Below are 12351 nucleotides of genomic sequence, written 5' to 3'. Positions count from 1 at the left end.
GAGAAAACTCTTTACGAACTAATTATTAATATTAATCCGACGATATTTTGCCTGAACGAATAGATAAATTCCGTAAGCGACTAATCCTAAAGCAACAATAACTAAGAGAATTTTACCAAAAGGCTGTTGGGCAACAGTTAATAATACTCCGTCCAACCCTTTGACTTCGCTAGCATCTGATTGCCGAGCCGCTTGAATAAAGAAAAAGCCTAAGATAATAAAAATTACGCCCCTCGCAGCAACACCGAAACGACTGACTTGCACCAGCAAATCTTGTTTTTGAGCATCTAATTCGGCTAAATTCAGCTTTTTGCGAAACTTAGTTTTGTAAGCTTGGTAAATTCGGTAAATTCCCATACCGATAAAAAGAGCACCTACCACTCCAACCAACCATTGTCCTAAAGGCTGCTGTAATAGTCTTGCCGTCCAATCTTGCTTAGAATTACCGCCGCCTCCTCCTCCAGTGCCTACGGCAAGTAAAATTGCGTTTACAGCCAAACCGGCATATGCCAGTCCGCTAACTGCAAAACCCAAACGACGTGCAATACCTTGGGCATCATTTCCTTTGTGTTCGGGATCTTTAATTGCCTGAATCAAACGCCAAATTACATAACCGAATAGCCCAATTCCAATTAGTAATAATAAAACCGTACCGAAAGGCTGAGCTGCAACGGTGCGCAAAGCTCCCGAAGTTCCTGTTGTCTTGCCGCCACCAACACTAAATGCAGCTAAAACTGCCAAAATACCAATCAACAGATAAACTACACCTTTGGCAACGTAACCAAATCTAGCTAATTTTTCCATAATATAATGTAATTGAGATTTTTGAACTGAACTTTGGTAGTGCAACAAATATTGCTCTATAAGAATTTTTCCCCTTCTCTAGTAGATTACTTCAGTCGATAGGGGCGACTACATCTATCTTGAAGCTTATTTATCGCACTCAGACTTTAGCTGCTTGACGATGTAACTTAAAAACTTATACATAAATCACAAAAAACTAAATGTCTTGCCGATAGTGAGTTCGGATAGTGTCATAGTAACTCTGAGTGCAAGCAGAGAAATTTTTAGATTACTAAAGGATTCGTCGCTCTTAAATAGTTGATTTTGCGATCGAACAACTATCTTCTATCTATAGAGCGATGAATTATGTATCCACAAAAAACTAATATAGTAACTAGCAAATAACTACAAAACATTGTTCACGGATGTTTGAGTCAGGCAATTTATGCTCGATATTCAAGGCGCAATCGCTATAATTTTTGGTCTAGACACTATCTAGTTTTCTTGAGTTACTAAAAGTTTATTTATTACTATTTACCTCTGGAAATAATCGTATTAAAAAATCATGCAATTAAGCTATAAATAACTCAAATATTAGTCTAAGAAAAACTAACTTTATAACCAATGACTATATTTATATTGTTGTATTAATCAAAACAAAAATTTTAACTTTATTATTTCGCCAAAATTAGCAATACACTCAGTAGTAACTACGTAAAAGTAAACTTACCTCATGAGGTTTTTCTAGTCAAAACCTCGGTCGAAAATAGCTTAACTAAAAATCAGACAATCACTCAAACCTAGTTAGAAGAACGATCGCTCGTATCTAATTTAAGTAATTAGGTCAGTAAAAATTCAGTTAGCAACAACGGTACAAAGTTAGACGGATTATTAATGAAAAGTAACATAGAAGCATACTTAAAAGAAATAGGTAGAACTCCCCTATTGGATGGAGCTCAAGAAGTCAAACTTGCCAATCAAGTACAGGCAATGTTGCCCCTACTCGAAAAAGAAGAACTGACCCCTGAAGAACAAAAAATAGTCAGACGGGGACAAAGAGCAAAGCAAAAGATGGCTAAGGCAAATTTGCGCCTGGTAGTTTCTATTGCTAAAAAGTACCAAAATCGTGGTTTATCTTTTCTAGATTTGATTCAAGAAGGAAGTTTTGGTCTGATTAGAGCTATTGAGAAATTCGATCCCACCAAAGGATATAAATTCTCAACCTATGCTTACTGGTGGGTGCGCCAGGCAATGACTAGAGCGATCGCCAATCAGGCTCGTACTATAAGGTTGCCGATACATATTACGCAAGATTTAAACAAGATCAAAAAAGCTACTCGTCAACTATCCCAAGAGCTAGGTAGACAGCCTACAGAACGAGAACTAGCCGACCGTCTCGAATTAGACATCAAAAAGTTAAGAAGTATTCATCAAGCAGCTAAGAGAACCAAATCTAGAAGTCTTAATATTGTCATTGACGATCAAAAAACCGAGTTAGAACAGCTATTATCTTCTGATTCACCTTTACCAACCGATATACTTGCAGAGAGTGAATTAAGAGATAGAGTTGAAAACCTATTAGACAGCTTGTCTCCCAAACAAAGAGATGTAATTGCTTTACGCTTTGGACTTAGCGATGGAAAACCCATGACCTACGAGCAGATTGGCAATCAGTGCGGTATCAGTAGAGAAAGAGTACGGCAGATTAAAAACAAGGCATTAAAGCTGCTCAGAAAAAAAGCAATTGACTTGAGAGAAGCAGTATGACAACCAATTACAATTATGCCGAACTGGCTATTAATAGCTGTAGATCCAAAATCAACCAACTCTCAGAGATTACTCCACCATTTTAGGACGGAGTAATCAGTGTCTTGTCAATCAATCAAATAAATTGCTAAATTGCGATGACATTAAAGGTCAAGAGAGATCGATCTGGCTTTCGTCGCCTACCGAGTCCTACCTACTACACTACAATATTTAAATATTTAATAGGTCTCCATCTTTTTCGATTAGCTCCAACAAATAATCCATACCATAATCTTTTTTGCTAGACAATCATCTGATTGTAACTATGACGATATGGTATGGTGCTGCAATAATCGCAAACTTACTAGAATCTAATTCTCATTCTCCAAAAATTTACTGCTCGTACTGCTCGCCCATTTCAATAATTGAATGCAAGTCAATAATTGAATGCAAGATGAAAATTTGCTTGAGTAATGAGGTAAAATAACCAAACTAATCTCATCACACAAGAAGATGTTACCAGCTTCATCGGCGATCGCCTTTTATTAGTTTAGTTCTTCTATGTACTTTCGATTGTTTTGTCACCCCTAACCATTACTTGGCAGTCAATTTTGAAAATGAATAATCCTTCGTCGCTCTCAAATCAGCTAACTTGACGACTAAACTTAAGATTAAAATAGCATTAAATTATAACCTGAGAACCCAAGACAGGGGTTGACAAATCCCCAAAAAGTTATAATATCTTAATGTTAAACTAAATAATTATTAATCTTATTGTTAGCGTTCAACCCTTAAAGACTTTGGGGCAGAAGCAAGTTAGATCGAACCGAAGGTAAGCATAATTGGGGGAAAAAGAACATAACTATAAATAAATAAATATTGAGAGGAAAGTACAATGCTTGCAGTTTCTTTAGTGAGTTTATTGGTTGCAGTGATCGCTATATATATTAGTTCGATTATTGAAGATGATGTATTTAAGGCAGGGATGCGCGTTACCGCTCTCGCATTCACCTTAATTACTCTGTTTTGTGCCCCTTGGATTTTAAAGCTCGGCATAGTAGCAATCCCCTTGATACTGGGTGATGCTAATTTTTGGTTGCCAGGAGATCTCAGTTAAACTCTAACGGCGATCCCCAGTATTAGTTTTCAGTCTAGCTAGGTTTGAGAAACATGAATCCCATTTATTTCTAGGTTACGGTTAAATAAAACTTTAGGACGCAGCAAAATTCTAATTACTAACCAGATAGATTGTAACTCTCCGGGTGTATTCCGTCTCTTCCATTGACCGGGACGACAAAACAAAAGAGCGATCAGTTTTCTTTCGTTTTCGAGGGTCAAGCGATCGAAGACGACCTTAATATTTAAAAAGTCTCGACCTTTATCGACTGAAGTAATTGCTCCTGGTAAGACAATATTCTCTTCTAAGATAGATATAGTTGCGAGTAAAGTTTCTCCTCGATTGAGTTGGGGAAGCCCAGACTGAGTTAGGGAAATATCTGCTCCTACTTCTGAAATCAAGGTAGTTACTCCCCAGTATTGTTGTTTCCCCATTGGAGATACTACGTCTATTTTTACCGTTCTTCTCAGCTTAAACCACTCGTGTAAATCGGGTTTGGGCACGTCTAACAAAATCAACAAAGCCGCACCGATAGTAATCAGATTATAAAAACTCCAAATCCAGCCCAGATTTAAACCGCGCAAATGTTCTGCTAATCCTTGAGGATTATGCAATGCCGCGATCGCAGCAGCAGATAAATTCGACCAAAAGCTTAAAGCATTAAAAACAAATAGCACTAATAACGGAAGAGCCAAATTCCAGTTAAACGAAAAGCGATTGCTTTTCGTTCCTTTGGGAGTAACTTTAAACTCTTTGGAAAAAGGGTTGAGCATTACCTTGATTACGGTTACAGCTAAGGGAAAAGCCAACACCAAACCATATATTCCTGATAATATTGCCGAGCGCGAGCGATAATTCAACCAGGAAAAAACCGTTAATTGAGTTAAATAATAGGGTAAAAAGAAATATAAAAACTCATCTGTTGTAGCTCTAATTGGAATTACATTTAAAAACGCATAGGCTAAGGGCATTAACAGAAAAAATACGGTGGCAATACTGGTAAACCAGTGCAGCAAGCCTTCAAAATGAGCTAGTCTTTGCAAGGGATTCAAACCAGGTATAGTTAGAGGATTAGACTTAATAAAAAATGCCTGCAGAGTTCCTCTCGCCCAACGTAGCCGCTGCAAGGCATGGGCGGCGATATTTTCTGCCGCCAAACCAGCACTCAATTTTTCATCCAAATAAGCCAAACTATAGCCTTTAGCCGATAATCCGATCCCCGTAAAGTAATCTTCACTGAGTGAGTCGGTAACAAAACCACCGATAGACTCTAAAGCCTTACGCCGTACCACAAAAGAAGTTCCCGAACACACTACACTACCCGCACCATCTTTTATTGGCTGTAGTTGGCGATAGAATACTTCTTCTTCTGGAGTTAATACCTCCTCCAAACCCAAATTTCGAGCTATGGGATCGGTGTTGTAAAAACTTTGAGGAGTTTGCACTAGAGCTAAATTTTCGTCTTGAAAAAAGCCCAAAGTACGCTGTAAAAAATTGCGAGTCGGGACGAAATCTGCATCAAAAACCACGATAAACTCCCCTTTAGTTCGAGAAATTGCGTGATTGAGATTTCCTGCTTTAGCATGATCGTTATTCGGACGAGTCAGATATTTGCAGCCCAGTTCTTTGGCTAGCTGAGCAATTTGAGGTCTTTTAGTGTCGTCTAATAAGTAAATCGTTTTGCGCAGATAGTCTATAGCTTGACAGCCAATAACAGTACGTCGCAAGATAAATTCCGGCTCGTCATAGGTAGGAATTAAAATATCGACGGTAGGATTAAACGTACCATTTTTAACCTGAAGTGAGAGACGATCTGCTTCGGGCTGACGGTTGCGAAATCTCAGCATCAGAAATAGCTGTAGGCTACTACTAAACAACGTCAGCATTTCTAAAGCGAATAAGGTAATGCTAAAAACGCCATCTAAAGGGTTACTGAGATTGAGAGTAGACAGCGAGCGCCACAGTAAATAACGTAAAGTCAAACATAATAAAATCGAGACTAATAAAACTCTCGACCAATCACGAGGTTCTCTGGAAATTTTGACGATCGCTAGAACGACTATTAACAAAATAACTGCCGGAGCGAGCAAGAATTCACCCATCACCATCGGAGCTTCCACCCACATAGGCGGCTGTTCTTGGAGCAAATTTAAATAAGTAAAAAGCTCGTCAACCAAACCCAATCCAGCCGCCCACAGCACAACTACCGCTGCTGCAAGGAAAATAATTCCGATCGAGAGAACAGTAGCTATTTTTGGCTGCATTGTTCTAGATTTAGTTTTATTTGCAGTCATGAGTTTTTAGCGATCGCGATTTATTTAAATCTATTTAATTTAGTTGTCTGTTAAATGCAATCGTAACAAAAACAGTTTTGTTACAACTTAATTAATAGTTGTGGGATATATGAAACTGTAGCTCTGGTAAAAAACCTCAAGACACTCTTTCAGCTTAGTAGATTATGGTCGACACAAAGTAAAAATAGGGGGCTAGAGCTCGACTGGTCTACTCTGCCCCATAAATGCTTGAATTCTTAGTTGCCGACTAATTTTCGGTGGACACTGCCAAAGGTGCATATCCAAAGGTAGCATTAAACTGTTCGCACCAGATAGCTACGGATTGATACTGGTTGAGATCGACATCTTCGGGAATTAGATAACGTTGAGCACCAGAAAAACTAGATAAAGCACCCAAACTGACATAACTTCCTTCCTCTACTTTAAGATCGACCGTATCGGCATCGTGTAAAATGACTTTGAGATCGGGTCCTTCATCGGTTTGGAAATCGGAACTTAATTCTAAATAGCGGTTGCCATCCTCTTCGATAATACTCACCTGTCCCTGGGTGGGATGTTCTACTGCTACAAATTGACCGCTAGGGGCAGATTGTTTTTCGGAGATTAAAATATCCGAGCTGACATTAGTAGTAGAAGATTGGTATTGGGTAGAAGCGATCGCTCCAGTAGCAGTCGTGCTAACTGCCAAAGCTAAAATGATTCCTAAAGATAAACGTGGCATTGATTCAACTCCTAATTAAATGATAGATATAATAGATTGCCGCTTTGAGATAGACTATTTGCCCGTCCGAGCTCGATAATTTTGTTTGGCAACCTATTATTGAGTCTGCATTGAAACACTGAATATTTCCTGAAAAGATAATGATATAAGCAAAAGAAATTGGATTAGCACTGGTAAATGAAAATTGAAACCAACAACAAATGCGCCAACTTTTAATTGAAGTAAAGTCGGGACAGGGACAGGCAGTTCTCGATTTAGCCAAGCGATATCAGGGAGCAAATTTAAGTCAATTAGCGGCAATTAGCGATCGCGGCACGATCGATTTGATAATTGCTTATCTTCCCAACTCCCGAATTGAGGAATTTTTAGGAGAATTAGAAGATTTTCCCGAGTTACACGTTACTCTAATTCCCAGAGGCGTAATGCCTTTACAACCCCCGGTTGCTCAAGTGCCCCAACAAGTCATCGACGTTCAATCCAAAAGTCCGCTAGAAGTCTTTTTGGCAGGTTTGCAGAGCGTTGGCTCTTGGAAGGGTTTTTTAGCATATGCCGTGGTTGGAGGCGTTGTCGTCTGGATCGGTTTGTTTACTAACAGTAGTTTCCTTTTGGTCGCAGCAATGTTGATTGCACCTTTTGCGGGACCGGCAATGAATACAGCGATCGCTACAGCCAGAGGAGATGGTATGCTACTGAGACAAAGCCTGGTGCGTTATGTGGCGGCGATTTCCGTAACCGTTGTCGTTACGACGGTGTTGAGTTTAGTGCTCGGTCAAGAACTAGCTACTAATTCGATGGTAGAAAGCAGCAAAGTCTCTACCGTAGCAGTCTTGCTGCCTTTAGCGGGGGGTGCTGCTGGTGCTTTGAATCTCGTACAGGCAGATCGCAGTAGCTTGGTTTCGGGAGCTGCGGTTGGAATGCTGGTGGCGGCTGCTTTGGCACCTCCTGCAGGTACTCTAGGCATGGCAGTCGCACTCGGTAGATGGGAAATGGCAGTTAATAGTCTATTTTTACTGGTGTTGCAATTAGTAGGTATTAATCTAGCTGCAGCGATTGTCTTTCGCCTTTATGGTCTGTCGGTAAGGGGAGCGCGTTATAAACGGGGCAGCAAATGGGTATTTCCGGTAACTTTGAGTATTATTTCTGCTATATTAATTGCTTTATTAATTCTGCAGTTTTCTTTCTCTCCCAATCTCCGACGCTCTAGTTTAGAACAGCGAGCCAATGCTGAAGTTCAAAAAGTAGTTCGCAATAGTGATTTGGCTAAATTAGTACAATCTAGCGTCAGTTTCACTAGAGCCGATATTGAAGACCAAAATACTTTGCTTTCTTCGATCTACGTTCAGCGCGCCGATAATGTGACTATTTCGGATACTGAAATTAAAAATCGCTTGACTGAGGCGATCCAAAATCAGCTAAACCAACAAAATTTTTCAGCTACTCCTTTAGTTGATGTTACTGTGCTGCAAGCTCCCTAATCTAATATCCGACAAAATTTCGCAACCCAAACAACCAATGGTCTAAAGCGATCTAATAATTAGCTCGATCGCTGATTTTTGGGTTGGCAATTCACTCAATTTTAATTCTCTTGCATAATAGATAAATAAGAAAAATTTAGAGAAGCAGACGATAAATGGGGATCGAACATAGCGAATACCGTCAAAGACGGGAACGAATTATGGAGAAAATTGGTAGCGGTACGGCGATTTTCCGTAGTGCGCCAAGGGCAGTCATGCACAATGATGTTGAATATACCTATCGTCAGGATAGTAGCTTTTATTACTTGACTGGATTTAACGAACCTGAAGCTGTCGCAGTATTCGCACCCCACCATCAAGAACATCAGTATATTTTGTTCGTACAACCTAAAGATCCCGAAAAGGAAACCTGGACGGGGTATCGCTGCGGAGTAGAAGCCGCTAAAGAGATCTATGGCGCAGATGAAGCTTACCCGATTAACGAATTAAATGAAAAGTTACCTCAATATTTAATTAATGCCGATCGCATTTACTATCATCTCGGCAGCGATCGCGCCTTTAACGATGTAGTTCTCTCTCATTGGCAAAGAACCTTAATCAGATATCAGAAATACGGCAAAGCACCACTGGCTTTAGAAGATAGCAGACAGCTAATTTTTCCGATGCGCCTGGTTAAAAGTCCGACGGAAATAGCCATGATGCGTGAAGCTACCAGAATCTCAGCAATGGCGCACAACCATGCTAGAGAATTTGCTCGACCTGGAGTTTATGAATATCAAATACAGGCAGAAATTGAGCATATTTTTCGTAAAGAAGGCGGAATTGGCATTGCTTATCCCTCAATCGTCGCCTCTGGTGCCAATGCCTGCATTCTCCACTATATTGAGAATGACCGCCGTGTTGAAGAGAATGACTTAGTATTGATCGATGCTGGTTGTTCCTATGGTTATTACAATGGCGATATTACCCGTACTTTTCCCGTTAGCGGTAAGTTTACCCCCGAACAAAAGGCAATTTATGAAATTGTCTTGGAAGCACAGTTAAAAGCGATCGCCGAAGTTCAGCCAGGTAAACCTTACAATGAGTTTCACGATATGGCTGTCTGCGTTATCGTACAGGGATTATTAGATTTGGGGTTACTCAAAGGTGATTTAGAAGAGATTATTAAAGAAGAAAAATATAAGCCATTTTATATGCACCGTACAGGACACTGGCTGGGTCTAGACGTTCACGATGTGGGAACTTATAAGCACAGTGAAGTGACTTGGCAGAGTTTGCAGCCAGGACATATCTTGACTGTAGAACCAGGAATTTATATTTCCCCTCACATCACACCAGCCGAAGGACAGCCAGAAATCGGCGATCGCTGGAAGGGAATTGGGGTACGTATCGAAGACGATCTTCTGGTTACCGCCACGGGACACGAAATTTTAACTGCAGATGTTTCTAAATCGGTTGCAGATATGGAAACTAAGTAAAATGAACCAAACTACGACCTATCCCATCGTAGAAACTTTTCATTCGGTACAGGGAGAAGGTGCTTGGACTGGTGTAAATGCCTTTTTTATTCGCTTGGGAGGTTGTGACGTTCATTGTCCCTGGTGCGATACCAAACATTCTTGGAGTGCCAAGAAACATCCTCTAAAAACTACTGAAGAGATAGCTGAAGCGACTAAAGCAGTTAATCCCGCAATTGTAATTATTACGGGTGGGGAACCCCTAATGCACGACCTCATTCCTCTTACCACAGCGATTAAACAATTGGGAATGCAGGTTCATCTAGAAACTTCTGGTGCCCATCCTTATAGCGGTAATTTTGACTGGGTGACGTTTTCGCCCAAACAGTTCAAGCCACCCCATCCTACTATCTACGATCGCGCTAGCGAACTAAAAGTAGTGGTAGCTAACCAGCAAGACTTAGATTGGGCAGAAGAACAAGCTCGATTAGTCTCTCCACAAACAGTAAAGTACTTACAGCCAGAATGGAATACGCCGCAGAGTAAAGATCTCGTTTTTAACTACGTACTCCAACATCCACAATGGCGCATGAGTTTACAGACCCACAAATTCCTCAGAGTAAGATAAATATTTGTCGGTCTGTATTTAATCTTTTTATTATGACGCAAAGATGGGCTTCTCTACCAGCAAATACTCGTTTTTGCCTCAATTTTAGTACATTTTGAACTAATTGACTTACAAAACACATTGTTTTAAAGTTAAATTTAGATTAATCAAAAGTTAAGTAAAAATTAGAATAAATTTAAATTGAAACAACTTAAAAACGTCGGTTTCTCTCCTAATAAATACAAAGTAGGCTACTGTAATTTACGCCCTAGTTTTAGTTTTGCTATTAATTGTCATATTTGCTAGCTGGAAGACAAATCTCCCTGTAAGTTCATTTACCAAAGATATTGCCTCAATCGCAGACGTTAACCCTTTTAATGGTGTCATTTCTAATCTGGGTATTTTGTTATGGTGTGCTGCTGCATCCATCTGTCTATTCAGTTTTGCAGTACTACAAAACTTAAAAACTAATCATGCTTCTATCCAGAAAAAATTTCGATTTTTTCTCCTAGTATCTGGTTCGATCGGGTTGATTATAATGTTTGACGATTTGTTTCTGTTGCATGAAGAAATTTTACCCAGTTTAAACATTTCTGAAAAAGCAGTTTTTTTAAGCTACATGATAATGATTTGCTTGTATCTTCTAAAATTTAGAAAAACGATTTTAAAAACTGAATGGATTGTTCTATGCCTAGGATTATTGTGTTTCGCAGCTTCAATAATCATCGATATTTTGGTAATGTCGGGTAAAATTATTTTCTTTGATAAATTTTTCTTTGAAGATGGATTGAAACTATTGGCTATTGCTAGCTGGTTTAGTTATTTTGTCAGACTTTGCTTTCAAATTCTCAAAAATACTATCGACCCAGTTTTTTACTACGATAGAAGACATAAATTCGAAAGCGTTAAAAGCATTAGTTAAATCATGAATAAAGCAGTTGTTCTATTATCTGGAGGTTTAGATTCGGCGACTACAGCTGCCATTGCTATTGCCGACAATTACGAAGCGATCGCTCTATCATTTCGCTACGGACAACGCCATCAAAAAGAGTTACAGGCAGCCACTAAAATTGCCAAAGCGTTAAATATCCAAGAACACTACATTGTCGATATCAATTTAGCCCAGTGGGGGGGATCTTCCCTAACCGATACATCCCAAACTCTCCCTCAAGATGGGGTAAAACCAGATATTATTCCTTCTACCTATGTTCCGGGACGTAACACGATATTTATCGCGATCGCACTTTCCCTAGCAGAAGCCAAAGGTGCAGCAGCAATCTATCTTGGGATCAATGCCGTCGACTATTCAGGTTATCCCGACTGTCGCCCTGAATATTTGCAGGCATACCAACACCTAGCCAATCTCGCTACAAAAGCTGGAATTGAAGGTCATGCACCCCAATTAATTGCCCCTTTAGTAAAAGATTCCAAAGTGGATATAGTACGCCTAGCACTGGAACTAAATGTACCGATTGCTGACACTTGGTCTTGTTATCAGGGAGGAGAAACTCCCTGTGGTTCGTGCGATTCTTGTCGCATACGCGATCGCGCATTAGTTGAAGCCGGGCGACCAGATTTAGCTAGTCACCTTGCCTAATTTAATTATTCTGGGTAATTTTCCCTAGTCATAACTTGACTCCTTCTGGGGATAAAAAAAGTAAATTATACAAAAACTTATAAATAAAAAAGTAAGGATTCAGGTATCAGGGTTGACAAAAAGGAAAAAGAGATTAAAGTAGCCAATAATGAGCGAAGCTAATCACCCCTTCAAAGCCGAAGAACTGCGCCAGTTGTCCAATGAGAAACTGGCAGAAATCGTGACTACCCAACAAAAGCTGATTGAGAAGCTAGAAAAAAGAATAGAACAACTGGAACAGAGCCTCAACCTCGACAGCCAAACCTCATCGAAACCCCCTTCAACTGACTTGCTGAAAAAAAGCGAGAGAAAACCAGAAGTAGGGTTGGAAGAAGCCAAAAAAGAGACAAAAAGAAAACCAGGAGGACAACCAGGACATCAAGGGAAGACGAGAAAAGGATTTGGGCGTGTAGACCGCTACGAAGTATTGAAACCGACCATCTGCTCCAACTGTGGAAATCAACAATGGAAGACTAAGGGGGTACGAGTAGATACTCAACAGGTAGCCCAGTTGG

The 12351-nt window shown here is 39.9% G+C and carries 11 protein-coding genes; 8 read left to right on the top strand and 3 right to left on the bottom strand.

The genetic code is table 11. The features are described from left to right. Window positions 1–18 precede the first annotated feature (18 nt). Window positions 19–804: a DUF1206 domain-containing protein gene (locus ACLFKQ_RS17765; protein ID WP_449001111.1), complete on the bottom strand. Its 786-nt coding sequence runs from the start codon at window positions 802–804 to the stop codon at window positions 19–21. An 873-nt stretch (window positions 805–1677) separates the two neighbouring features. Between ACLFKQ_RS17765 and ACLFKQ_RS17760 the strand changes: the two genes are divergently transcribed. Together ACLFKQ_RS17760 and ACLFKQ_RS17755 are read left to right on the top strand one after the other, a co-directional pair. Beyond that, window positions 1678–2550: a sigma-70 family RNA polymerase sigma factor gene (locus tag ACLFKQ_RS17760; RefSeq protein ID WP_449001110.1), complete on the top strand. Its 873-nt coding sequence runs from the start codon at window positions 1678–1680 to the stop codon at window positions 2548–2550. 874 nt (window positions 2551–3424) lie between these two features. Next, window positions 3425–3646 carry a hypothetical protein gene (locus ACLFKQ_RS17755; protein WP_449001109.1) on the top strand — a complete coding sequence of 74 codons (222 nt, stop codon included), beginning with the start codon at window positions 3425–3427 and terminating at the stop codon, window positions 3644–3646. A 38-nt stretch (window positions 3647–3684) separates the two neighbouring features. Here ACLFKQ_RS17755 and ACLFKQ_RS17750 read toward each other — a convergent pair whose 3' ends face one another. Both ACLFKQ_RS17750 and ACLFKQ_RS17745 read right to left on the bottom strand, forming a co-directional pair. Further along, entirely contained in the window at window positions 3685–5910 is a 2226-nt protein-coding gene (locus tag ACLFKQ_RS17750) for a glycosyltransferase (RefSeq protein WP_449001108.1), read from the bottom strand. A gap of 277 nt (window positions 5911–6187) precedes the next feature. Next, window positions 6188–6661, bottom strand: coding sequence for a DM13 domain-containing protein (locus ACLFKQ_RS17745; protein WP_449001107.1), 474 nt, complete (start codon window positions 6659–6661; stop codon window positions 6188–6190). 200 nt (window positions 6662–6861) lie between these two features. On the opposite strand from ACLFKQ_RS17745, the gene ACLFKQ_RS17740 reads away from it, so the two are divergent. The 6 genes from ACLFKQ_RS17740 to ACLFKQ_RS17715 form a co-directional block, all read left to right on the top strand. Then, on the top strand, window positions 6862–8136 hold the full coding sequence (locus tag ACLFKQ_RS17740; RefSeq protein ID WP_449001106.1) for a DUF389 domain-containing protein: 1275 nt from the start codon (window positions 6862–6864) through the stop codon (window positions 8134–8136). A gap of 155 nt (window positions 8137–8291) precedes the next feature. Then, window positions 8292–9614 carry an aminopeptidase P N-terminal domain-containing protein gene (locus ACLFKQ_RS17735; RefSeq protein WP_449001105.1) on the top strand — a complete coding sequence of 441 codons (1323 nt, stop codon included), beginning with the start codon at window positions 8292–8294 and terminating at the stop codon, window positions 9612–9614. A gap of 1 nt (window position 9615) precedes the next feature. Next, window positions 9616–10221, top strand: a complete 606-nt coding sequence (locus tag ACLFKQ_RS17730) for a 7-carboxy-7-deazaguanine synthase QueE (protein WP_449001104.1) — start codon at window positions 9616–9618, stop codon at window positions 10219–10221. A 259-nt stretch (window positions 10222–10480) separates the two neighbouring features. Next, window positions 10481–11122, top strand: coding sequence for a hypothetical protein (locus ACLFKQ_RS17725; protein WP_449001103.1), 642 nt, complete (start codon window positions 10481–10483; stop codon window positions 11120–11122). A gap of 3 nt (window positions 11123–11125) precedes the next feature. Next, complete coding sequence (gene queC / locus ACLFKQ_RS17720; RefSeq protein ID WP_449001102.1) at window positions 11126–11797, top strand: 7-cyano-7-deazaguanine synthase QueC; 672 nt, start codon at window positions 11126–11128, stop codon at window positions 11795–11797. Between the two features lie 148 nt (window positions 11798–11945). Further along, window positions 11946–12351: DUF6444 domain-containing protein (locus ACLFKQ_RS17715; RefSeq protein WP_448998436.1), on the top strand; the 406-nt coding region annotated here is incomplete at its 3' end.

It is taken from the genome of Myxosarcina sp. GI1(2024), assembly GCF_053543375.1.
The sequence above is the reverse complement of the archived record's forward strand: the minus strand, read 5'-3'. Positions and strand labels throughout refer to the sequence as shown.